The following is a 24,572-nucleotide window of genomic DNA, read 5'->3' as shown; positions in this document are numbered from 1 at the left end:
GAAGTTCAAATCTTCTCAGGCCCACCATTTTACCTTTAGGGGCCTTAGCTCAGCTGGGAGAGCACCTGCTTTGCAAGCAGGGGGTCATCGGTTCGATCCCGATAGGCTCCACCAGGTATTCCGATTGTTTGAAAAGAAAGAGATCTTGCTTTCGAGCAAGTAGGCGCATTGGCGCCGAGCATTTGACATTGTGAATGGGTTTTTAAATCGATGCCGTGGCGCATAGACTGTTTGACATATGGGTCTAGCCGACCCGTCAAACGTTCGATCTATGCATCACAAATCAATCAAATTGATTATCTGGCTGAGATAATTCCTCCGCGCCATCTTAAGACTCCAGGCTTTTATGCAGGCCTGTCGTTGATGGTGTGGATTCTCAAGCGTGAGGTAAGAGCATTTGGTGGATGCCTTGGCATGTACAGGCGACGAAGGACGTGGCAAAATGCGATAAGCGTCGGGGAGGTATGCAACCTTTGATCCGGCGATTTCCGAATGGGGAAACCCACCTTCACCATTTCTTTCATTGTCCCTTTTCGAAGGGCTTTTGAGAGAGGTGGATAAGGTATCACCTTAGTGAATATATAGCTTTGGTGAAGCGAACCCGGGGAACTGAAACATCTCAGTACCCGGAGGAAAAGACATCAACCGAGATTCCCGTAGTAGTGGCGAGCGAACCGGGACCAGGCCAGTGCCTTTTCATAAATTAGCAGAACTCTCTGGAAAGTGAGACCATAGTGGGTGATAGTCCCGTATGCGAAAACGATTGAAAAGGACTTGAGTAGGGCGGAACACGTGAAATTCTGTCTGAACATGGGGGGACCACCCTCCAAGCCTAAATACTCGTACATGACCGATAGCGAACACAGTACCGTGAGGGAAAGGTGAAAAGCACCCCGATTAGGGGAGTGAAACAGTACCTGAAACCGGATGCTTACAAGCAGTTGGAGCCCCATAGGGGGTGACAGCGTACCTCTTGCATAATGGGTCAGTGACTTAATCTAGCATGCAAGCTTAAGCCGTTAGGTGTAGGCGAAGCGAAAGCGAGTCTGAATAGGGCGACTGAGTATGTTGGATTAGACCCGAACCCCGGCGATCTAGGCATGAGCAGGTTGAAGGTGCGGTAACACGCACTGGAGGACCGAACCGTTGCATGTTGAAAAATGCTCGGATGACTTGTGTTTAGGGGTGAAAGGCCAATCAAGCCGGGAAATAGCTGGTTCTCCGCGAAATCTATTGAGGTAGAGCGTCAGATTTTTGCCATTGGGGGTAGAGCACTGGATGGGCTAGGGCTGCGCGAGCGGTACCAAACCTAACCAAACTCCGAATACCAATGAGTCTAGTCTGGCAGACAGACGGCGGGTGCTAAGGTCCGTCGTCAAAAGGGAAACAGCCCTAACCTACAGCTAAGGTCCCCAAGTAATACCTAAGTGCGAAAGCATGTGGGAATCCCAAAACAACCAGGAGGTTGGCTTAGAAGCAGCCATCCTTTAAAGAAAGCGTAACAGCTCACTGGTCTAAATAAGGGTTCCTGCGGCGAAGATGTAACGGGACTAAAGGTATTCACCGAAGCTTAGGGTTGCAGTTTACTGCAGCGGTAGCGGAGCGTTCTGTAAGTTGATGAAGCCGAAGGGTAACCGACGGTGGAGATATCAGAAGTGAGAATGCTGACATGAGTAGCGATAAAGAGGGTGAGATGCCCTCTCGCCGAAAGACCAAGGGTTCCTGTTCAATGCTAATCAGAGCAGGGTTAGCCGGCCCCTAAGACGAGCCCGAAGGGGGTAGTCGATGGGAATCACGTAAATATTCGTGAGCCTGAAGATGTGTGACGGATGGCGGAAGTAGTGTGTCCTTATTGGATTGGGCATGCTGCCAAGTTGTTCCTGGAAATAGCCTCTTCATATAGACCGTACCCGAAACCGACACAGGTGGTCAGGTAGAGTATACCAAGGCGCTTGAGAGAAGTATCCTGAAGGAACTCGGCAAATTGCCTCCGTACCTTCGGAAGAAGGAGGCCCCATCAGAAGGCAACTTTTGGTGGGGGGCACAGGCCAGGGGGTAGCGACTGTTTATCAAAAACACAGGACTCTGCTAAGTCGGCTTCAAGACGACGTATAGGGTCTGACGCCTGCCCGGTGCTTGAAGGTTAAGAGGAGGAGTGCAAGCTCCGAATTGAAGCCCAAGTAAACGGCGGCCGTAACTATAACGGTCCTAAGGTAGCGAAATTCCTTGTCGGGTAAGTTCCGACCTGCACGAATGGCGTAACGACTTCCCCACTGTCTCCAGGATATGCTCAGCGAAATTGAATTCTCCGTGAAGATGCGGAGTACCCGCGGTTAGACGGAAAGACCCCGTGCACCTTTACTGCAGCTTTAGAGTGGCATTAGGAAAGAACTGTGTAGAATAGGTGGGAGGCTTTGAAACTTGGGCGCCAGTCCGAGTGGAGCCAACCTGTGAAATACCACCCTGTTGTTTTCTGATGTCTAACCTAAATCCGTTATCCGGATCAGGGACCCTCTATGGCGGGTAGTTTGACTGGGGCGGTCGCCTCCTAAAGAGTAACGGAGGCGCGCGATGGTATGCTCAGGCCGGTTGGAAACCGGCTGCGAGAGTGCAATGGCATAAGCATGCCTGACTGCGAGACCGACAGGTCGAGCAGAGACGAAAGTCGGTCATAGTGATCCGGTGGTCCCTCGTGGAAGGGCCATCGCTCAACGGATAAAAGGTACGCCGGGGATAACAGGCTGATACTGCCCAAGAGCTCATATCGACGGCAGTGTTTGGCACCTCGATGTCGGCTCATCACATCCTGGGGCTGGAGCAGGTCCCAAGGGTTTGGCTGTTCGCCAATTAAAGTGGTACGTGAGCTGGGTTCAGAACGTCGCGAGACAGTTTGGTCCCTATCTGCCGTGGGCGTCGATACTTGAAAGGAGTTGCCCCTAGTACGAGAGGACCGGGGTGAACATACCTCTGGTGTACCAGTCATCCTGCCAAGGGTGCCGCTGGGTAGCTATGTATGGACGGGATAACCGCTGAAAGCATCTAAGCGGGAAGCCTCCCTTGAGATTAGGTATTTTAGAACCGTCATAGACCATGACGCTGATAGGCCAGGTGTGGAAGCGCAGTAATGCGTGGAGCTAACTGGTACTAATGTTTTATTCGCGCTTGAGAGTTCGCACTGTCAATGACAGGCCTGCCTTATGGCTGGTCCGTCTGCGGTGGAGGAATTCTCCAGCCAGATACGCCTACATAGTAACAAGACCACTTCTCCCATGAAGTGTGCATCGATTTAAGCCCGCCTCCACAAGCTTCATTGCTTGGTGGTCATAGCGTCTGTGACCCACCCGATCCCATCTCGAACTCGGCCGTGAAACCAGATAGCGCCGATGGTACTGTGTCTTAAGGCACGGAAGAGTAGGTCGCCGCCAGGCATTGCAGCTTGTGGAAGCGTCTCGTAAGAGAAACAGGCTAGAACCCATTCACAGTCAAAGGGCTATACCGATACGGTTAGCCCTTTTGGCGTCTCTAGGGATATCGTCCCTCTAGACGGCCAAGCTAGGTAGCGCGGGATGGAGCAGTCCGGTAGCTCGTCAGGCTCATAACCTGAAGGTCGTTGGTTCAAATCCAACTCCCGCAACCAAGCATAGAATTGAAAACCCATGACAAAAGGCCTCGCTGTTCGCAGCGGGGCCTTTTGTCGTTTGGGTTCAACGCTGTTGGAATGTCGCAGGCAGGGCCTGTCAGTTTTGGGCGAGACAATTCGCTCATCGCTGGCATCGGTGCGTGCTGTTGCTCTGCCGATCGGCACGCTCCCGTGATCACGCTAAAGGGCAGGCGCCCTAGTCCTCCCAAGACACACAACTGCAAGAATGCCGTTGGACTGAAACCAGATGGCCGCGATGATGTCATCCCGCCGCTTTACCTAGCGCCCTACCTCTCCGCAGATCAAGGGCACCAAAGTGACAAAAATCCTAATTCGCTCGCTTCTCATGACATCGGCTGTCGTCATTCCCTCTCAGGCCATGGCTGAGGAGGACACAGAGCAGTCCGGCAACACCATCATCGTTACTGCTCAAAAGGTGGAGCAACGCGCACAGGACGTTCCGATCACGATCTCCGCCCTCAACGGAGAACGGATCGAGGATCTTGGCGTGACCGATCTGGATGAGCTGTCCAACTACATTCCCGGCTTGTTGATCCAGGAGCAGAGCGCCAACAATCCCGGCGTCGTTATTCGCGGAATCACCTCGGACAGTGGTTCTTCCCAGCAAGGCCCGCGGGTTACGCTCTATTACAATGGGGTCGATATCTCCCGTTCGCGTGGGTCCTATCAGGCTATCTACGATCTGGAGCGGGTTGAGGTCATCAAAGGCCCGCAGGCGACCTTGTTCGGCACCGCTTCAGCCGTTGGCGCGATCAGCCTCGTCTCGGCCCGCCCGCGCGCTGGCTTCTCGGCTGAACTTACCGGCGGCTACGGCAATTTCGACCAGACGCTGCTTGCGGGACACTTGAACGCCGGCTCCGATGTGTTCGCCGCTCGCGTCGCGTTCGACTACCGCTCTCGCGATGGCTTCGTCGAAAATCTCAGCGCCAATCAGGAAGAAGAGCTCTATGCGCAGGACCAGCTCGGTGTGCGGGCCTCAGTCCGTTACACGCCCAGCGCTGACTTCACGCTCGATCTTGTCGGCACCTATGACCAGCAGCGTAATGGCGGCACGCCGTTCATCTCGGGAACGTTCCCGGCCTTCGCAGGTGCGCCGGGCGGTCAGGCAAACGCGTTTGAGGACGCCAATCTCGGCGGTTTTCCCGAAGGGGCAGCCGCGCTGGGTGACGATCAACTCGGCCTAAACCGCGAAGTCTATGACTTGAACCTCACTGCCGAATACCAGTTCGCTGACGATTGGACATTCACTACGGTCAATGGTTATCGCCAGTTCGACAGCGCTGAAGTGTTCGATGCTGACGGCACCGCCGCACCGTTCCTCGAATTCGCTGAGATCGCCGATGGCTGGCAAGTGAGCCACGAAGGCCGCTTCACATACTCAAGCAGCAATTTGCGCGCGAGCATGGGCTGGAACGTCTTCATCGAAGAGGGTGCGCAGGATGTGCCTTTCGCGACCGAAGAGGGCCTCTACCTGCAATGCTTGACCTCGCCTTTTTGGCGCGCCGCTTATCCCAGGCATCCCGTGCGTTGCGGCTGATGGGAGTGTACCTGCCACTGCAGTGACGGGGCTCGCCACAGGCGGTGCGACCGACTTCATCCCCTATGCCGCCCGATTTGAAAACCAGGGCCGCAATGAGGCCTACTCGCTGTTCGGCGACCTCACATGGTTCGCCACGGACGCGTTGGAGCTGACCGTGGGTGTCCGTGTGACCGATGAGTACCGTCAATCCGGCTTTATCTCGGTCTCGCCCGATGCCGTGTTGTCAGGCGCGCCGCTGATCCCCGGCTTCCTCGACACGAACGGCCAAACCTTCACCGCCGATGAGACTTTCGGAGCGTTCCTGTCCCGCTTCAACGCGTTGTTCCGGATCAGCGACGATGTGAACGTCTTTGCCACCGTGTCGAAGGGACGTCGCTCGCCTGTGGTCAATCTGGGCGGCACGCTGGATGGAGCGGGCAATGTCGTGCCTGACCTCGACATCGTTTCGGAGGAAACGGTGTGGAACTATGAAGGCGGGATCAAGATCGCCAGCGGGCCGATATCGGCATCGCTTGGCGTGTACTATCAAGTCTATGATGACTTTCAGGTCTCGGTCCAGGATCCCGATGGTCCGGTCGGTACCTTCATCACTCAAAGCGCGGGCTCAGCCAGCAACCTCGGCGTCGAAGGGGAGATCGCATTGGAGGCGACCGACTGGTTCCAGCTGTTCGCCAATTTCGGCTATATTGATGGCGGCATCGATGAAGACGGCGCGTTCTCGCCGGCGTTTTCCGGTGCGCGCTTCCGTTTGCAACCCGAATTCCAGGCCTCGGGCGGCTTCACCATCGACTATGAGACAGACAGCGGCCTGCGCTTCTTCGCAACGCCCAGCGTCACCTATCGCAGCCGGATCTTCTTCGAAGTCCCCAATAGCGACCTGATTAGTCAGGAAGGTGTCACGCTGGTCAATGCCCGCGCCGGGATCAGCTTCGCCGATGAACGGTATGAGATTGCCGGCTTCATCCGCAACGCCTTCGATGAGGACTATTTGCTCGACGCAGGCAATACCGGCGGCGCCTTTGGCATTCCGACCTTTATTCCAGCCGAGCCACGCTTTTATGGCATTCAGGTGACAGCCCGCTTCGGCGACTGACACCGCAAAAACGCCGACCTCTCCTCGGCAATTGGCCCGTCGAACCATTCGGTTCGGCGGGTCTTTTTTTGACAATTCCGTCACGCAATTGCTTGGGATTGTAAGCGTTCGGTTATGCTCCCGACGCTTGCGTGTAAGACGCTGCGCCTAGTGCACCTTCGAGAACCGGCAAATCAGGCAGCCGGCAAGAAGGGGAAGACCCAATGACGCGTTTTCGTTTGATTTCGACCGTGGCCGCAGGCGCTCTTGCCGCCACAATCGCCTCACCCGCCATCGCTGGAGAAGTGCGCGGTATCGTTGCTGATGCTTCCGCCAATGAGAGCCTTCAGGCCGCCGAGGTGACGATGGAGGAGCTGGGCCGACGCACCGCCACTTCGCGCGATGGTTCCTACTCTTTCGAGGATGTGCCTGCCGGCAGCTACACCATCACCGCGCGCTATGTCGGGGCTGAGCCGGTGACCTTCACCGTCGCTGTGCCGACCGATGGGGCAGTGGTGCGAAACTTTGCCATGGGTCAGTCGGGGTCGAATATCCTCGTTATCGGCCAAAGCGCGAGCCAAGCCTCTGCCCTTTCGCGCAAGCGTGCCTCCGATGTCGTCTCCGACGTCCTCACCCGCGATTCTATCGGTCAGTTTCCTGACCAGAATGTTGCTGAGAGCCTGCGCCGACTGCCCGGTATCAATGTCTTGAACGACCAGGGTGAAGGTCGTTTTGTAGCGGTGCGCGGGCTTGACCCCAACCTCAACGCGACGTCTTTGAACGGCGTGCGGGTGCCTGCGCCCGAAAGCGATATCCGCGCCGTGGCACTCGACGTGGTTTCGTCTGAGATCATTGAAAGCATCGAAGTTAAAAAATCGCTCACCCCGGATATGGACGGCGATACAATCGGCGCTTCGATTGAGATCAACACGACCAGCGCCTTTGACCGCAGCGAGGACCTTTATGTATTGAAGCTCGGCGGCAGCTATAATGACCTCTCTGGCGAGCTAACCCCGGATGTCAGCGCCGATACGGCTATTCGTCTGACCGACAATTTCGGCATCTCCGCTGGCATCGCCTATTACAACCGCGAGTTTGAAACCGACAACATCGAAGCCGATGACTGGTTGCAAGACGGTAACCTCCTTTACGCAGAGGAAGTCCAGTATCGCGACTACGACGTAGAGCGCGAACGGATCAGCGCGACACTGGGCTTTGATGCTCGCGTCGAGGATCACACAGAGCTTTACCTGCGCGGCACATGGAGCCAATTCGACGATCAGGAATTCCGCCGTCGCACGATCTTCGCTCTGGGCGATGCCAATGTCTCCGGCACCAGCGTCGGCCCTGTGTTTGACGACACAGGAGCGGTGATCGAGGTCGAGCGCGACATCAAGGACCGCTTTGAACGCCAGCGCATTCGGACCATCGTCTTCGGCGGGGAAAGCGACTTTGGCGCGTTCGATGCCGAATATTCGGTCAGCTGGGCCAAGTCTTCCGAGCTCGAATCCGGATCGGTCGACCCCACGATTCTTCTCGGAGAATTCGAAGATTCCGGTCTTGTCACCACCTTCGACTTTTCCGACCTACGCCGCCCGCTCTTCACCGTGGCCGGCAATGCCGATTTCTTCGATCCGGCCTCTTATGCGCTGGATGAGGTCGAACTGACCGCTCTCTCCGATGCCGAAGACGAGGAATATGCTGCCCAGTTTGATCTCGGCTACGACGTCTTCACTGATGGCGGCACTTTCCGCATCCAGGGCGGTTTCAAGGGCCGCTGGCGCGACAAGAGCTTCAACCGCACGGTCGAGTTTTATGAGCGCGACGACTTCACCCTCGCTGACGTGCAGGGGCTAGGGCAGACCTATCGCATCACCGACATCTCTCCGGTCGCGGGGCTGACCGAAGCGAGCGACTTCTTCTTCGCCAATCAGGGAACCTTCGAGTTTCAGGAGATCGACTCAACTGTCGACAGCGCGAACGAAGATTACCTCGCGGAAGAAGATATCATTGCAGGCTACCTCATGGGACGCTGGGAAAGCGATGAATGGCTGATCATCGGCGGGGTGCGGTATGAGGACACCAGTACGGTTCTGACGGGCAATCAGGTCAATATCTTTGAAGCCGGGCAGGAACTACCGGATATGACTATTGCGGCGGACGACACCGTGCTGATCAATTCGCGCTCTTTTGAGCGGGATTACGACCACTGGCTGCCCAGCCTGAACATCCGCTTCAACCCGCAGCCCGATCTGGTCATGCGCCTCGCCGGATACCGCTCCATCGTGCGTCCGGGCCTTGCCCAACTCGCGCCGCGGTTCGAGATTGATGAGGATCAGGAGGCCGTAATTGGCAATCCCGATCTGCAACCGTTCGAAGCATGGAACCTCGATGCGACGGTCGAATATTACATGTCCTCCAACGGCGCGATCACGGCGGGCGTCTTCTACAAGGACATCGACAATTACATCACCGAAGTGGTGCTCGACAGTCCGGGCACATTTCAGGGCGTCGACTTCGAGGAGGCGCTGACCTTCATCAATGGGCCAAGCGCGGAAGTGTTCGGGTTTGAGCTGGGCTTCTACCAGCAGCTCGACTTCCTGCCGGGTCCGTTTGATGGGCTGCTTATCCAGGCGAACTACACCTTCACCGACGCTAGCGGCCTCATCACCGATGGCGAGATCGGCGTGATCACCGATACGCCAACCTTCCGCGAGATCGACCTGCCAGCCGCCTCACGCCACACGTTCAACGGCGTGCTGGGTTATGAGAATGACGGCCTCTCACTGCGTCTCGCAGGCACCTATCGCGATGGCTATCTCGACGAGGTCAACGGTGATGGACCGGACTTTGATCGCTTCGTTGACAACCACTTCCAGCTCGATTTTTCAGCGCGCTACAAGGTGACCGACAACGTCCAGGTCTTTTACGAATGGGTGAACATCAACGATGCGGAGTTCTTCGCCTTCAACAATCTGGGCGGGCGGCAGAACATCCTCCAGTTTGAGGAATATAGTTGGACCATGAAGGGCGGCCTTCGGCTGACCTTCTGATCGGGAGCCTACGTAAATGCTGAAGCGCTTTCACGCCTTCTCGCTCATCACCCTCGGGGTCGCAGCTGCGTGCGCCACGATCCCGAGCGGTGATCCCGCTGTTACGGTCATGGCTTCGGCCGAGACCGTGCCCGTCGGCACCGTCAATGAAGACGCGGCGGACGATCCGGCGATCTGGCGCAATGCCGATGACCCGTCGCGCAGCCTCATTGTCGGGACCGACAAGAAGGCGGGCCTCCACGTCTACAACCTTCTGGGCGAGCAGCTGAGCTTTCTGGAAGGCGCGGGGCTGAACAATGTCGATCTGGTCGAGTTCGCAGATGGACGCGTGCTGGTCGCGGCGAGTGACCGCAGCGACCTCGTGACCGCTCATATCCACTTGTCGCTTCTAAACACCCAGACGGGAGAACTGAGCTTTGTCGGCAGGCGCGCAGTGGGACCGGGCGAAGGCTATGGCATCTGCATGGCTCCTCCTAGTGACAATGGCGAAGTGCAGGTCTTCAGCGCGCCGAAGGAAGGCTTCATCTACTCAACCGTGGTCAGTCTGGAGAGCGAGAAGACCGTCCAATCCACTCTCACCACCGTCGCCAGCCAACCCGAAGGTTGCGTCGTCGATGCGCGTACTGGCACGCTCTATATTGGTGAGGAAGCCGCAGGAATTTGGGCGATCGATATGGGGAGTGGCCGCAAAACGCTCGTCGCTCCAACCGGAACCGGGATGCTTGTCGCCGATGTCGAAGGACTGGCGCTCGCTCCCGATGGTGAGGACGGCGGATACCTCGTAGCCTCCTCGCAGGGGGACAACGCCTATGCGGTCTATCGCCTGCCTGAGTTGACCCCGCTTGGCCGGTTCCGCATCGGTAGAGGCGCTTTCGGCTCCGTCGAAGAAACTGATGGGATTGAGCTAGACCCGCGCCCATTTGGGCCGGAATTTCCCGAAGGCCTGTTTATTGCGCAAGATGGAATTAACCCGCCCAACGCGCAGAACTTCAAGCTGGTGCGCTGGAATGAGATACTCGCAAAGCTAAATGCGATTGAGGAGTGACGTTGAGGAGCCACGGGGCAAAAGAGCCGCGCTTGGAACGCGAACGCCCGCAATCGGATCGTGGTCGGTCGGTCAGTTTTGTGAGGGTCTGCGGTTCAAACCAGCAGGTTGCTCTCAGGCGGTGATGTCACCAGAGCTGCCGCAAAACTAGTCTGCAGAAACCTCAAGAGCCGCAGCTTCCTTGCGTGCGATACGCTCGCGGTCAGCTTTCTCGCGATCTGCTTTCACTCTGAGCGCCTGTTCGGCCAAACCGCGCCATGTCTTCTCCGCACGCAGGTTGCGCTCGCGAACATTGTCCAAGGTCGCTTCCTCGGCCTCTCGCGCCGCTTCTTGGGCGCGGGCATCATAGAATTCGAATGACTGGCTCATGAGTTACCTTTCAAATGCGGCTGGGTTGCAATGTAAATGCCCCTCCCGCGCGCCGGGTCGCAGAAGCGCGCGGGAGGAACGATTGCGGGTCGGTTAGTCGGCAGCAGACAGGTTCACTGCGCTTTCTTTTCCGTTCCGACCGGTCTCGACTTCGTAGTTGAGGCGCTGCTCCTTCTGGAGCGTTTGCATACCTGCAGCCTGCACGGCGCTGATATGGACAAAGCTGTCGGCAGAACCGTCTTCCGGTTGAATAAAGCCATAGCCTTTGTCGTCATTGAAGAACTTTACAGTTCCGATCTTACTCATGTTGGTTCCTTTCAAGAACACATCGTTTGCCGATCCGCAACGCGCGGAACGGTCGTGCATCAAATCGTCTGATGAAAGGAAGTCGTCGTCTGGTTTGCGCAGGGCCACAAGTGGCAAGCAGCGGTCGTCAAAAGCCGAAGTCCGTCGCATTGTTCGACGTCAGCGATGCATCTATAGCACGGGGATACGCAACAATATAGTCATCAAGGGTCCTGACCCTAAACAGCAGACCATTTCGCACCTGCAAAATACCGCAAGCCAAACCGAGATTTTCGGGCTATGGGCCTGCGCGGGCGCACCCGCATTCGGTCGTCGCCCGCTTGAGCCAAGTGCAGGGTACGCGCCAGTCTCTTGCCCTGATCATTCCGCGCAATTCCCTTGTGCAGTCACCCAAGCGAACATTCATGTCATTTGAAAATCTTCCTCAGCCCCTGGCCGAGGCATTCAGCGATCGAGGCTATGAAGGCCTCACTCCAGTCCAGGCAGCCGTGATCGGCGATGACGCCGTGGGCAAAGATCTCATCGTTTCGGCTCAAACCGGGTCCGGCAAGACCGTGGCGTTTGGGATCGCCCTGGCCGAGGAATTGCTCAGCAATATTCGCGGCACGCCGCTGACGGAGCGGCCATTGGTCCTAGTCATCGCGCCCACCCGTGAATTGGCTATGCAGGTCAGTCGAGAGCTAGGCTGGCTCTATGCCAAAGCTGGCCTTCGTATCGCGACATGCGTTGGCGGCATGGATGCAAGCAAGGAACGTCGCGCCTTGCGTTCAGGGCCGGCAATTGTGGTGGGGACACCAGGGCGGTTGCGGGACCACCTTGAACGCGGTTCTCTTGACCTCTCCACCTTGGTTGGTGTGGTTCTCGATGAAGCGGACGAGATGCTCGACATGGGGTTCAGGGACGACCTTGAAGAAATCCTCGATGCGACGCCCGACACGCGACGTACTTTGCTGTTCTCCGCCACCATGCCGCGTGCCATCGTGCGGCTTGCTGAAAGGTATCAGTCCGATGCTTTGCGGTTGTCTTTGGCAGGTCAAGACCGTGGTCACGGCGACATTGCCTATCAGGCGATCACCGTCGGGCCGTCCGAGATTGAGAATGCGGTGGTCAATCTTCTGCGGTTTCATGAGGCGGAATCTGCCATTTGCTTCTGCGCCACGCGTGACGCCGTTCGGCGGCTTCACGCGACACTGCAAAATCGCGGCTTTGGCGTTGTCGCCCTTTCTGGTGAGCATTCTCAATCGGAGCGCAATCAGGCGCTCCAAGCTATGCGCGATCGCCGGGCGCGGGTCTGTGTAGCCACTGATGTCGCTGCGCGCGGCATTGATCTGCCGACTTTGAGCCTGGTGATCCATGTCGACACGCCGCGTGATGCTGAAACGCTTCAGCACCGCTCGGGCCGAACCGGACGCGCAGGCAAGAAGGGCACTGCAGCGATCATCGTGCCCTATAATCGGCGCAAGCGCGTCGAAAGCATGCTGCGCGGGGCAAAGATCAAGGCCGACTGGCTTGGCGCGCCTACGCCGGAGGCGATCCGCAAAAAGGATCACATGCGCTTGATGGAGAAGCTTACCACTCCGGCTGACTACGAAGATGACGACCGGGCCATTGCGGCTGAGTTGATGGAGCGCATGCCAGCCCAAGACATTGCCGCTGCGCTGGTCCAGGCGCACCGGGCCAAAATGCCGCAACCCGAAGAGCTGCTGGCCAACACGCCAGAGGCTCGCGAGAAAGCCAAGGCGGAGCGGCATCGGCCCGGCTTTGAAGACGTGGTCTGGTTCAAAATCGGGATTGGCCGCCGACAAAATGCCGAGCCGCGCTGGCTCTTGCCGCTGATCTGTCGCCGCGGGCACATCACGCGAAATGAGATCGGTGCCATTCGCATCGGTCAGCAGGAAAGCTGGTTCCAGGTGCCAAGAGCAATCGCGCCCAAATTTGCTGAGACTATACAGCGGACCGCCGCTGCCGATGATGAGCAGGACGCCATTTCCATTGAGGAATCAGCGGACGGCCCTCGGATCGAAGCGCGCAACAATCGCAAGCACGCCAAACCCAAGGTTCACGCAAAACCGTTCCGCAAAGGGAAAGATGGCAAACCACATGCCACATCCAAACGCGATTGGAATGAAGGCGGGCGCAAGGGCGGCGATAAACCTCTTCCAGGCAAACCAAAGCCTAAGCGGGACCGCAAAGCGAAGGGCGGGGGCTATGGAAAAGGCAAACCAAGCGGGAAGAGGCCGGGTTAGACCCGTGATCTGGGCTTAAAGCTCAAGTGCCTTGGCTCGTGGTGACATACCAAACCACGGCAGAGAATGAGAGCCACGTGCTGGCCATGATCAAGTAGGGCCAACGCCGCGGCCACAGCTTTGCCACCAGTGCAGTGCCCGCAGCCGTTCCTGCGAGCGCTGCCAACGACGCGATGGCAGGCGGCGTAAGGCTGCCTGCTAATGTCGATTGGATCGCGGTGCTTGCCCATTGGGCAGGCAAGAGGACCAACAGCCATTGCGGGATCGAACCGGGCTCGATTGCCGAAGTGGCGATGATGGCGGCCTCACCCAAGACGACGGCCAATCCGATCAACCAGCCTCGTCCCTCCGCGCTGACAGCAAATAGCGCGCCGCGTGCAGCAAAGCTGATGCTAGCAATGACAATGGCCGCGCCGACAGCTGCGTGGCTGGCGTCACTCGGCCAACTTTGCCAGGATCCAATAAGGCCGATGACCAAGCCAGCACCCAAAGCGATCAGCAGGCCGATTGAAAAGCGCTGCGAAGCGGCTGCGCCAATGATACCCGCGCCCATCAGGCCGATCGCGAAGACTGGCCCCCAGTGGGCTTCGACTGGTGCTCCCAATGTCGTCGATCCGGACAGGATGGCGGTAATCGGAAGCGCAAAACCAGTGACCACCACGGAAAGCCACGCCGCTGCGGGCCAGACCAGCTTTCGATCATTGGCAATGCTCTTCATCCTATGGAGCCTGAATCATGCGCGGGCTGTTGTCGAGCCAAAACGCCGAAGCCCCTGCCCTTATTCGCGGGAGGCTGCATCTGCGTCGTAGCTTAGCTGAGGATCAGTTGCCGCGCACGGTCAGCAGGAATTGATCGACCTGCACGCGCAAGATCGAGGCTTGCTCTTCCAGCGCGGTGGAGCTTTCCAGGACCTGGCTCGCAGCGGAGCCGGTTGAGACGGACAGCTCGCTCACTTCCTTAATGTGGTTGGAGACCTGTTCAGTGCCTCGCGCGGCAAGATCAATGCTGCGTGCCAAGTCCTGCCCCGCGACCGATTGCTGGTCGACCGCGCTGGCGATGGAGACCGCCGTGCTTTCAAGCTCAGCCACTTCGCTGACGATTGAGCGCAACGCGCTGACGCTGGCGCCGGTCGTTTCCTGCATCGCGCGGATTTGTTCTCCGACCTTTTCAGTCGCGCGACTGGTTTGCATGGCGAGCTCCTTGACCTCGCTCGCAACCACGGCAAATCCGCGTCCTGATTCCCCGCCCCGCGCTGCTTCGATGGAGGCGTTGAGTGCGAGCAGGTTGGTGCGCTGGGCGATGGTCTGGATCAGCTCGACAATCTGCCCGACTTGCTCAGCCGACTCAGCCAAAGCGGAGATGGTCTCATCCGCTTCATTGGCGGAGGTGGTGGCCTTGCGGGCCAGTTCCGCTGAAGAAGCAGCCTGGCGGCTGATCTCGCCAATCGACATGGCAAATTCGTCCGACGCGGCGGCAGCTGCCGTGGCGCCCGAATTGGCTTCAGCCATAGAGGTCGCGACCTCGCTGGTGCGATCAGAGGCCTGGCTCGCGCTGGCCGCCATCATGGTTGATGTGGCTTGCAATTGGCTCGACGCACTGGCGACACCATTGACCACATCGCCGACGGTCCGTTCGAACTGGTCTGCGATGTTACGCAAGGCGCGTTCGCGCTCCAACCGTTCTTCTTCCTGGCGCACTTGTTCGCGGGCCTGGGCTTCCAGATCGGCTCTTGCCTTTTCAGATCGTTCGAGGCTGAGATGCTCAAGCCGCAAGGCGGCGCGATGGAAGATGCCCATTGCGCGGGCGATCTCACCAATTTCGTCTCGACGTTCGCGGCCATGAATTTCGATGTCCTTCTCGCCATTGGCGAGGCGCCCCATCTGTTCAGAGAGAGTCTGGATTGACCCGCCAACCGAGCGGTCGAAGTAACGCTGCGCGATCAAGGTCAGCACAGTGAGAATGCCGGCAATAGCTATCCATGCGAGCAGCATTGTCGAAACGAGTTCAGCGCCAGCGTTTGACACCTGATCAGCCTGCGCTTCGACAGAGCTTGCAAGCTCCTGCGCTGATGCCAGGGCGGCGCTGGCCGCTTCATTCATATTTGGGTTTGAGACATCATCGTTCTCATACGCTTCCAGTTGGCTGCGCCAGTTGGTGATGCTGGAATCCACGGCTTCGATCTGTCCGCTCAGCTGAGCGATTTGCGCAGTATTGCCATCGCCAAGTGCGCCCAACTTTGCCTCAGCATCGCCCAAGCTCGTCAGAGCCATCGCGGCTCGCGCTGTATCGTCAGCGAGCGTCAGGACCTCTGTATGGCGCTGCGCTTCGGAAAGGTCATGGACCAGCTGTTCAGCTTCGATTGCTAGGTCATGCGTTGTGTCGATGTTCTCAGCACGCTCACTCAGTTGCATGAATGCGAGGATGATCGCGAGGCCTGCTATCAGCGCAAAGGCGAGGTTGAAACCGAAGAACCAAGTGATCTTGCGGCCGATGGAAAGCCCTGCAAACCATGATCCAAGTGCGCCAGCGCGGCCGTCGCTCGCATAGTCTGCCTGACCAAGCTCTCCGGCGCGTTCAGCATCCAGGTCAATGGCGATTTCTTGAAGAGCGCTCATGCGGCTTGCCCCGTTCCTTTGGATTTCTGGTCGTGTGAGAGAGCTGGAATTGCTCCCTCGTCTTGGGCGCGGATCAGCGCGTCAATTTCGCTAGCAGGAAGCGCCTTGTAATAGAGCCAGCCCTGAATCTGATCGGCACCCGCCAGGCGAACCATGTCGGCTTGCTCCGTGGTCTCAACACCTTCGGCGGTCACCCCCATATTGAGAGCGCGGGCCACTGCAATGCTGGAGAGCATCATTGCGCGGCTGCCATCGTCCTCGCCCGCCTGAACGACCAGACTGCGATCAAGCTTCAGCTTCTCAAATCGGAACTGGCGCAGGAAACCGATTGAGGCATAGCCAGTGCCGAAATCATCAAGGCTGATCCGAACACCAAATTTGCGGATTACATCCAAGCTGCGCTCGGCGACCAATGGGTCTAGCACGAGACAGGTTTCAGTCACTTCCAGCTCAAGCCGTTCGGGAGGGAAGCCTGTGTCTTCCAGGATTTCGCCCAGCTTGATCGGGAACTCCGGGTTACGCAGTTGAGCGGCCGAGATGTTGACCGACAGAGTGATACCAGGCCAGCGCAAGGCGTTGGAGACGGCCTCGCGCAGGACCCACAGGCCGATCGGATTGATGATCCCTGAATCCTCAGCCACTGGGATAAACACATTCGGGCCAACCTTACGGCCATCACGGCGATTCCAGCGCAGCAGCGCTTCAACCGCGACGATCCGACCGCCTGAGGCATCTTCGCCGGCTTCAACCAATGGCTGATAGGCAAGCTCAAACTCGCCTTCGGTCAGGCCGACGCGCATTTCGTCTTCCAACTCGCGAACAGCTTCGCGGCGCTGATCAAAGCTCTCGTTAAACCAAGTGCAGCGCATTTTGCCGCCACGCTTTGACAAGGACATAGCGACGTCGGCACGGCGCAGCAGCTCGGATGAAGCAAGGCGATTGTCTGTGGTGGAGCGGGCGAGGCCAATGCTTGCGCCGATGGTAATCTCGCGGCCTGCGACGGCGATTGGGGCCTTAAGCTGGTCAACGAAGCTACGGCACATCCCTTCCAGGATCGTGCCCGCAACCCGGCCATGCATGACCGCTGCAAATTCGTCTCCGCCCAGGCGATAGCAGCGCGCTTCATTGCCGCAGATGTCCTGCAACATCTGCGCCGCAGTGTGGATCAACTGATCACCAATTGCGTGGCCAAAATGGTCGTTGACCTCCTTGAACCCGTCGAGATCGACCAGTGCGACGGCCACTTCTTCGCCGGTCGGTGCGACCGCATCGACATCATTGTGCAGCGTGCTGCGGTTGGGAAGTCGGCTGAGAGCATCCAGCGCGCCAACGCTCTCCAACTCGCGCAGATTGGCGATCCCGCTGCGGCTCAGCAGGAATAGGGTGGCGGCGTAGAGGAGAATTCCGGCGATAAGCAGCGCATTGGGAGAGACAAAGGCGATCCGGTCGCTGGCGATGACTGCCAACGCGATCAGAGCAAAGACAAGGCTCAAAATGGCGAGCGGCACCATAACAAGACCCAGTGGGGTCAAGCGGAATGGTTTTCTCGCTCTTGGCACTCTTGGATCCTTCGGTGATTTGCTGGCGAAGCCGCCGGCCATGCGGATAGTTTCAAACCGGCAATTCCAGTCCGGCCATTTGCTAAACAGCAACGGCTAATGAAGGGTAAATTGGAGCATGTCGTTTATGCTGGGGGGCAGCCAAGAATTTGGCCATAAATTCAGCGTCAAAACGTCGCTAAAATGGGCGAGGGGATTGAACTTAAGGCGCTTTTCTCAGAGCGCTCATACATACTCATATACTTCGCATAGGGCGCAAATGCCTGGGTCTGACCCACAACGGTCTCCCCGGCGCCCAGCATTAAGATTCCGTCGGAGACCAGCGCACTTGCTATTCGCTCAAACGCCTTGCTGCGGTTCACTGGATCAAAATAAAGCAGGACATTGCGACATAGGACAAGGTCAAAGCGAGCCCTCGCAGGCGGTTCGCTGAGAACGTTGTGTTGCTGGAAACGGGTGATCTTGCGAACGTGGTCTCGGATTTGCCAACCGCCGGGTGTCTCATCAAAGTGACGCAGCATCTGCGCAACGCCTAGCCCCCGCTGAACCTCAAACTGGCTGTAGAGCCCGCCGCGTGCGGCTCCGATGGCGCGGTGCGAGATGTCGGTCCCAAGAATGTCGATGGTCCATCCTTGCCACGCCTCTTGCTGCTCTTCGAACAGCATAGCGAGGCTGTGGACCTCTTGTCCGGTTGAACAGCCCGCGCACCAGATCGACAGGCGCTTGGCCGATGCACGCCGCTTGGCGAGTTCGGGCAGGATGCTCATCGGCAGCTGATCGAAGGTCGGCTTATCGCGGAAGAAATAGGTCTCGTTATTGAGCAGGGCCTCAACCACTTGAGTGGCGAGCTGATTGTCATTGACGCGGCGACGCGGCTCTTCGAGCAGGCATACCAACTGGTCGACATTGGTGATCCCGTTTTCGCGGAACACGCCTGCCAATGCGCTGCCGATCCGCCAGCGGCGGTTCTCGGTTAAATGCTGTCCGGTATGCGCTGCCAGTAGGTCGGCGATGATCTGGTAAGAGGCCTGACTTACTTCCATGACCGATCAATCGGCCTTGGTCCGCACGCGAGCGCTTGACGTCTCTCCGGCAAGACCCGTGCATTGCGCCATCACCGCCGCGCCCAAAGCCTCTGGCGAGGCGGTGTAGCGAGCAAGGCCTGCTTTGGTTACAGCGCCCGGCATTCCCCAGACGGCAGAGGTTTCCGCGTTCTGCGCCCAGACCGTTCCGCCTGCCTTTACGATGTCTTCAGCGCCAACAAAGCCATCGCGGCCCATGCCGGAAAGGATGATGGCGAGCACTCGGCCCTCGCAGACCTCGGCAAGGCTTGAAAGCATCGGGTCGACCGATGGAAGACAGCCGCTGGGTGCGGGTTTGGCGACAGTGCGCGTGATAAGATGATCGCCAATACGGCGCACTGCCATATGGCCATGTCCGGTCGCAATCGCGATCTCGCCCGCGCGGATTTCCGTCCCTTCGTCAGCGATATGCGTCGGCCTGCCACTGGCCGCTTCAACCTGCCGGGCAAAGACCGGAATGAACGAGGCGGGCAAGTGCTGCGTGATCAGGATCGGCTGGGTGAGCTCAGGCGTGAAAGCGCGCAGCATCAGGTTGAGCGCATGAATGCCCCCGGTCGACGCGCCAATGGCGATCACATCAGGCTTTTGCGTTGGCGAAACGGTCTTGGGAGCCTTTGCCGGCATCCCAGCCTTGCTCGCATCTGTTTGGCCGTTGTCCTGCTGATCAGACCCACCGCCGAGCGCGCGGATCTTACCCAGCAACTGGCTGCGATAGTCTTCATTAAAACCGCCCGGTCGCGGCTTGAGCATGGTGTCAGCCGCCCCGGTTGAAAGCGCTTCCAATGTCGCCTCTGCGCCCTCATCAGTGAGTGAGGAAACGACGAGAACCTGGACGCCTTCGCGTGCCTCAAGGATCGAGGGCAGCGCGGCCAGTCCGCCAATGCCGGGCATCTCTAGGTCGAGCAGAACGACATCAATCGGTGTGGATTTCAGTTGAGCAATGGCCCGCTCTCCGCTGCTGGCGGTGGCGGCGACTTCCATGGCTCCATCGCTTTCGACCATGCGCCGAAAAATCGTGCGCACAGTCAGCGAGTCGTCGACAATCATAACCCGGATGAAGCTGTCGGAGCTATTCGGGGAAGTGGTCTCGCTCGGCTCGGGCTCTAGAGGCCTGGCCTTGCGCAACAGTCGCGAGGCAGGGGGAGTGTTGGCGTTCACGAAAAGCCCACCAGCTGCAGTTTGATCTGCAAGGTTTCGTGGTCGAAGGGCTTCATGACATACTCGTCCGCGCCCGCGCTGATTGCTTCGCGGATATGGGCTACATCATTCTCAGTGGTGCAGAAGACCACCTTGGGCTTGTCCCCGCCGGGGCGTTTGCGCAGCTGAGTGATGAATTCGATGCCCGTCATGACCGGCATGTTCCAGTCGAGCAGAACGACATCGGGCATGTTTGCGTCGCACGCATCCAGACCCTGCTGGCCATTTTCCGCTTCTTCTACAGAAAAGCCAAGCGTTTCAAGGATGTGCCTTGAAACCTTTCGGATCACGCGAGAATCATCAACGACAAGACAGTTTTTCATGCAGCATCCTTGGCTCTAGAAGCGCAAAATTTAGCCCCAGAAGGTAAGTTTTGGATTAAGCAGCATCCTCGAGTTGCTCGGGACCTGCGATAAGGGTGGGCAGATTGAGCAGCAACGCTGGCCCAACCTGTGTTTCGATCAAACCGGTGGCAGCTTTGCTCCATTCCTGGCCGAACCCGCCCGGTACGCGGTCGGGCTCTGAAATGCCGGTGGTAATGTCTTCGATGGCATCGATCCGAAGAGCGTATGAATAGCCCTGCACCGCAACGACAATCGCGCGGTGATCGAGCGACCACTGATCAGGGTCAAAGCCCAAGGCGCGGCGGCAATCAATCACAGTCAGCGTTTGCGAGCGCATGGCGGTGATACCGGCTATATAGTCGGGCGTTTTGGGAACCGGCGTAATAGCGCCGATCTCTATCACCGACTTCACATCGGGAGCTCGCAATGCGCAGCGCCGGCCCGCGATCTGGGCCATGACAAGAAGGTTGTCCATCATTGGGCTTCTCCGGCGCGTTTAGGTGCTGAATGGGCGTTGCGTAGTGCATCGAGCAAAGCATCGCGGTCATAGCGATAGACGGTGTCGCTGTTTGAACCGCCTTCGGGCACATCGCGCAAACGGATCACCGCCGAAGGCAATTCGTGGTCGCATGCAACCGCTGCTTCGTATTCGTCATCAAACCATATCGCGACATCGCTGGCTTCCTCTGCCTTCTCCGTAACGTCATAGCCTGCAGCTGTGACCAAAGGTGCCAGCATCGTGCGCGCCCACTCCGACGATGGTATTCTGCATACCGGCCGTGCAGCGTTTTCCGGCGCTTCGCCGTGGCGAGCGAACAGTTCGTGGCCATCCAGCAAAGCAACGGTCTGTCCGTCGATCAGAGTAACAGCTTCGACTTCGCGATCGTCGGAGACCGGTTTTAGCTTACCCTTAAGCTCAATCGCGTCATCCACCTCACGCACCGCATGGAGCAATTGGCTGGCGCCATCGGTTAGGCGCAGCAGACGCACTTTTTCGGTCGCCACAGGACCATCGGGCAGGCCGATCAGCGGCAGGATCGTGCCTTCGATCACCGCGCGCGGGCTCGGGCCGGTCAGGTCGATGGCAGAGGCAGGCGCGGTCTCGATCCGCTGAACCAGTTCAAGCCGGACTGCGCGGCGGCGGCCTGCGCAGTCGGTGAACAGCATAGCTCGCGCGACATTTCTGTCTTCGTCTGCGGAACTGTCCCGAGCGCTTTGAAGCACCCGGCCGCGGGCATCCGAGACCAAATCATAAGCGCTGGCAATATTGGTGACGTCGAGAAGCAGAACCGGCTGTCCGTCATCAAGCAGCGTAGAGCCGGCATAGACTTCCGCTTTCATCAGCGCAGGCGCGAGCGGCTTCACCACTACGTCGCCATGCGAATGGATACCGTCTACAGCGAGGGCAAACAGATCGCCGCTGGCGAGGCGAAGCATGACCATCGTCCGCTGATCCTCGGGGATCTCGCCCTCATCCAGCCCCAAGACGTCCGTCAGCAACACACATGGCACTCTGTTGCCGCGATAGGTCACCAACGCCGTCTCGCCCGCCCGCGTGAAATCGAGCGCTTTGGAGGAGGCGTGGATGATCTCCTCAACATAGCTCTGCGGGATGGCGAAGCGCTGCTGGCTGACTTCGACGGTGAGACCGGCAATGATGCTGAGAGTGAGCGGGATTTGCAGCGTGAATAGGGTGCCGACTTCGGGCGTGCTGGTCACTTTGATAGACCCGCCAACGCGTTCGATATTGTCGCGCACCACGTCCAAACCAACGCCTCTACCAGAGACATTGCTGACCGCCTCTGCGGTGGAAAAGCCCGGCTGGAAGATCATCTGGAGGATCGCTTCACGGCTCATCTTGCCGCGCTCAGCATCGGTAATCAGCCCCATGGCAACGGCCTTGTCGGCGATGCGTTCTTCGTTCAGCCCACGACCGTCGTCGCTGATGACGATGGAAATCGTGTTGCCCGCCTGACGCGCGGAGATCGACAAAAGGCCGATTTCGCGTTTGCCTTGCTTCAACCGGTCGGACGGGGCTTCCATACCGTGGTCGATGGCATTGCGGATGATGTGGGTTAGCGGATCGCGGATCATTTCGATCATCTCGCGGTCCAGTTCAACATCGCCGCCTTCAAGGTCGATCATGACCTGCTTGCCCAACTCGTTGGACAGATCGCGGACCAAGCGCGGCAGACCAACAAACAAAGTCTCGATCCGCTGCATTCGCATCCGAGTGATGGCATCGCGCACATCGGAAAGGATCGTAGTGAGACGCTCAAACGGTCCGTCAATCGTTGGCTGCGTTCCGGCCTGACGCAGGCGGTGGGCCAGATCGTTGCGGGCCAGAACCATGTCGGATACGCCGCTCATTACCCGGTCGAGCAGATCGACGGGTAGACGGATGGTGCGCAGCGTAGCGGGAGCTTCGGATTTGCTTGGCGCCGCTTTCTCGGTCTCGGCCTCTTCTGGAACCGCAGGTGAGGGCGCCTCAGCCTGTGACACGTCCCCGGTCGGTGTCTCATCGCCCGGCTCAAGCGCGGCAATCAGTGCTTCATCGCCGCCTTCAGCAAAGTCCTCCCCTGCCTCAATCGCATCGACCATCTGGACGATGCGGTCGATGATCGCGAGCACGGCAGTGACCAGAGCTTTGTCCGGATTGCGCCGCCCAGCGCGGCAGTCTGCCAGCGCGTCTTCAGCGGCGTGGCTGAGACCTGCCAGGCGCGGGAAGTCGAAGAAGCCACAATTGCCTTTGACGGTGTGAACAAAGCGGAAAATAGTGTCGAGACGCGCTTTGTCAGCCGGATCAGCCTCCCAGGCGATGATCTCGCCTTCGCTGGCCTCCAGCATCTCGCGTGTTTCTGCGACGAAATCCGCCAGCAGGTCATCCATAGCGTGCGTGCCCCTAATAAGCTCGCCTGCGCTTATGGGGGCAGATGGTTAACGAAGGCCTACCTTTGGCCCTAGCGCGGCTGTGGAGTGGCGGCCCTTGTCGCGGCATCGGGAGCCCGGCGTGCCAGTACCCAATAGATCAGGATCACGCCGGTGAGCCCGCCGAACAGATTGGCGGCCAATTCTGCCGAGTAGATCGCCGATGATCCCCAACTCGCCACCATGATCCAGGCAAAGGGCAGCATGACCAGAAATACGCGCGCGGCAGATTGCAAAAGGGCAAAGGAGGCCTTGTCGACCGCATTGAGGATTCCGTTGGCAACGATCAGCAAACCAAACCCCGCATAGCCCCAGGCGGCGATCTGCAAGTAGAGCGCAAACTCCTCAACAACAGCGGCGTCTTCGGTGAACAGATCGGCGAACCAATAGCCGCCGGCAACCATCGCGATGGCAATGCCAAGCCCCCAGACGATGCAGAAGCCAAAGGCATAGAGCGCAGCTTGGCGTGAGCGTCCATATTCGCGCGCCCCCCAATTCTGCCCGACAATAGCGCCGATAGACCCGGACAGAGCGAGCAAGGGCACGGTGGCAAAGGCTTGCAATCGGCCTGCCGCTCCGAACCCTGCGACTGCGGCATCGCCTTGCAGCGCAACCAGAGCGGTCAGGATGGAGAGGCCCACGGGGTTGATGGAGTTCGAGAAAGCCGCCGGTCCTGCAACGCGCACGATTGCTCCGGCAGAATCTAACCAATGGCTGTCTTTGATGAGCGAAAGGTCGAACGGAATGTCAGCCTTGCGCATCAGCCACGCCGCCATCACCGCGCCAATGCCATAGCCGATGATCGTCGCATAGGCTGCTCCCGCCATGCCATATCCCTGAAAGCCAAAGGCGCCTGTGATCAGGATCGGGTCGAGCACCCAATTGGCCGCTGCATAGGTGATCGAGACAAGGCTGGTCTTGCGCGCCTCTCCTTGGCCGCGCAGCACGCCGTTAAAGCCCATGATCCCGAGGATCAGCGGAAAGCCAATTGCGAAGGGCTCCATATATTCCCGGATCAGTGGGAGGAGATGCTCCGGCGCGTTCATCAGCATGAAGAGCGGGTTGAGAGAAGCGTAGAGCAACAGCCCGATGACGATGCCGGCAAACCCGGCAAAGACGATGCCAAAGTTCGCTCGGCGTGCGGCGCGCACCGGATCGCCCTCTCCCAAAGCGCGAGCGACGACCGAGTTGATCCCGACCATCACGCCGACCCCAACTGAGCTCAACGCAACGCCAATCGGGAAGATGAAGGCAATCGCCGCTAGGGCATCGCTTCCGAGTTGGCCGATGAAATAAGCATCGACGAGGCCGATCGACATGATCGCGGCGACCCCGATGATCGCGGGCAGGGTTTGGCCGACGAGGTGACCGGTAATGCTGCCCTGCGTGAGCTTTGCCTGAATGGAGGCCGCTGGTTTCGTGTCGCTGTCGCTCATCGCTGCAATGCGCCTAGCGGTCCGACTGACCGGTGGCAAAATGAATGTGGTCGAGGCGAAACACTTGTGGAGCCTTGCGATGCCATGCGATATGGCTTTTGAAACAGATTCCGACGGAG

At 58.4% G+C, this 24,572-nt stretch carries 14 protein-coding genes, 3 tRNA genes, 2 rRNA genes and 1 pseudogene (1 of these 20 running past the window's edge); 9 read left to right on the top strand and 11 right to left on the bottom strand.

Annotated features, from left to right (window positions below; genetic code table 11):
• From AC0V6X_RS10445 to AC0V6X_RS10410, 8 genes and pseudogenes are all read left to right on the top strand, one after another.
• Positions 1–27, top strand: a tRNA-Ile gene (locus AC0V6X_RS10445); it begins 50 nt to the left of the window's first position.
• An 11-nt stretch (positions 28–38) separates the two neighbouring features.
• Positions 39–114: transfer RNA gene (locus AC0V6X_RS10440), tRNA-Ala, on the top strand.
• A 263-nt stretch (positions 115–377) separates the two neighbouring features.
• Positions 378–3,167, top strand: a 23S ribosomal RNA gene (locus AC0V6X_RS10435).
• A gap of 146 nt (positions 3,168–3,313) precedes the next feature.
• Positions 3,314–3,428: ribosomal RNA gene (gene rrf, locus AC0V6X_RS10430) — 5S ribosomal RNA — on the top strand.
• 132 nt (positions 3,429–3,560) lie between these two features.
• Positions 3,561–3,637: transfer RNA gene (locus AC0V6X_RS10425), tRNA-Met, on the top strand.
• Between the two features lie 349 nt (positions 3,638–3,986).
• Positions 3,987–6,294, top strand: a pseudogene (locus tag AC0V6X_RS10420) (TonB-dependent receptor).
• Positions 6,295–6,497: 203 nt separating this feature from the next.
• On the top strand, positions 6,498–9,326 hold the full coding sequence (locus AC0V6X_RS10415; RefSeq protein WP_486184482.1) for a TonB-dependent receptor: 2,829 nt from the start codon (positions 6,498–6,500) through the stop codon (positions 9,324–9,326).
• 16 nt (positions 9,327–9,342) lie between these two features.
• Entirely contained in the window at positions 9,343–10,371 is a 1,029-nt protein-coding gene (locus AC0V6X_RS10410) for a phytase (RefSeq protein WP_486184481.1), read from the top strand.
• 147 nt (positions 10,372–10,518) lie between these two features.
• Here the strand turns inward: AC0V6X_RS10410 and AC0V6X_RS10405 are convergent, their stop codons facing one another.
• Together AC0V6X_RS10405 and AC0V6X_RS10400 are read right to left on the bottom strand one after the other, a co-directional pair.
• Positions 10,519–10,740, bottom strand: a complete 222-nt coding sequence (locus tag AC0V6X_RS10405; protein ID WP_486184480.1) for a hypothetical protein — start codon at positions 10,738–10,740, stop codon at positions 10,519–10,521.
• A gap of 93 nt (positions 10,741–10,833) precedes the next feature.
• Complete coding sequence (locus tag AC0V6X_RS10400; protein ID WP_486184479.1) at positions 10,834–11,046, bottom strand: cold-shock protein; 213 nt, start codon at positions 11,044–11,046, stop codon at positions 10,834–10,836.
• A 404-nt stretch (positions 11,047–11,450) separates the two neighbouring features.
• Here AC0V6X_RS10400 and AC0V6X_RS10395 point away from each other — a divergent pair, with 404 nt between their 5' ends.
• Positions 11,451–13,292, top strand: coding sequence for a DEAD/DEAH box helicase (locus AC0V6X_RS10395; RefSeq protein ID WP_486184478.1), 1,842 nt, complete (start codon positions 11,451–11,453; stop codon positions 13,290–13,292).
• 22 nt (positions 13,293–13,314) lie between these two features.
• Here the strand turns inward: AC0V6X_RS10395 and AC0V6X_RS10390 are convergent, their stop codons facing one another.
• The 9 genes from AC0V6X_RS10390 to AC0V6X_RS10350 all read right to left on the bottom strand — a co-directional run bounded on the left by AC0V6X_RS10390 (position 13,315) and on the right by AC0V6X_RS10350 (position 24,453).
• Positions 13,315–14,010 carry a hypothetical protein gene (locus AC0V6X_RS10390; RefSeq protein WP_486184477.1) on the bottom strand — a complete coding sequence of 232 codons (696 nt, stop codon included), beginning with the start codon at positions 14,008–14,010 and terminating at the stop codon, positions 13,315–13,317.
• 103 nt (positions 14,011–14,113) lie between these two features.
• Entirely contained in the window at positions 14,114–15,907 is a 1,794-nt protein-coding gene (locus AC0V6X_RS10385) for a methyl-accepting chemotaxis protein (RefSeq protein ID WP_486184476.1), read from the bottom strand.
• On the bottom strand, positions 15,904–17,439 hold the full coding sequence (locus AC0V6X_RS10380) for a putative bifunctional diguanylate cyclase/phosphodiesterase (RefSeq protein ID WP_486184475.1): 1,536 nt from the start codon (positions 17,437–17,439) through the stop codon (positions 15,904–15,906). The genes AC0V6X_RS10385 and AC0V6X_RS10380 overlap by 4 nt, the downstream gene beginning before the upstream one ends.
• A gap of 194 nt (positions 17,440–17,633) precedes the next feature.
• Positions 17,634–18,509 (bottom strand): CheR family methyltransferase, encoded by an 876-nt coding sequence (locus AC0V6X_RS10375; RefSeq protein WP_486184474.1) that lies wholly within the window; start codon positions 18,507–18,509, stop codon positions 17,634–17,636.
• Between the two features lie 6 nt (positions 18,510–18,515).
• Positions 18,516–19,706 carry a chemotaxis-specific protein-glutamate methyltransferase CheB gene (gene cheB / locus AC0V6X_RS10370; RefSeq protein ID WP_486184473.1) on the bottom strand — a complete coding sequence of 397 codons (1,191 nt, stop codon included), beginning with the start codon at positions 19,704–19,706 and terminating at the stop codon, positions 18,516–18,518.
• Entirely contained in the window at positions 19,703–20,068 is a 366-nt protein-coding gene (locus AC0V6X_RS10365; protein WP_486184472.1) for a response regulator, read from the bottom strand. The genes cheB and AC0V6X_RS10365 overlap by 4 nt, the downstream gene beginning before the upstream one ends.
• 55 nt (positions 20,069–20,123) lie before the next feature.
• Positions 20,124–20,567, bottom strand: a complete 444-nt coding sequence (locus tag AC0V6X_RS10360) for a chemotaxis protein CheW (protein ID WP_486184471.1) — start codon at positions 20,565–20,567, stop codon at positions 20,124–20,126.
• Positions 20,564–22,978, bottom strand: coding sequence for a chemotaxis protein CheA (locus AC0V6X_RS10355; RefSeq protein WP_486184470.1), 2,415 nt, complete (start codon positions 22,976–22,978; stop codon positions 20,564–20,566). The genes AC0V6X_RS10360 and AC0V6X_RS10355 overlap by 4 nt, the downstream gene beginning before the upstream one ends.
• A gap of 71 nt (positions 22,979–23,049) precedes the next feature.
• Complete coding sequence (locus AC0V6X_RS10350; RefSeq protein ID WP_486184469.1) at positions 23,050–24,453, bottom strand: MATE family efflux transporter; 1,404 nt, start codon at positions 24,451–24,453, stop codon at positions 23,050–23,052.
• Positions 24,454–24,572 lie beyond the last annotated feature (119 nt).

The sequence above is a fragment of the Erythrobacter sp. S267 genome (assembly GCF_057365045.1).
This window is presented reverse-complemented; position numbering and strand designations above follow the sequence as displayed.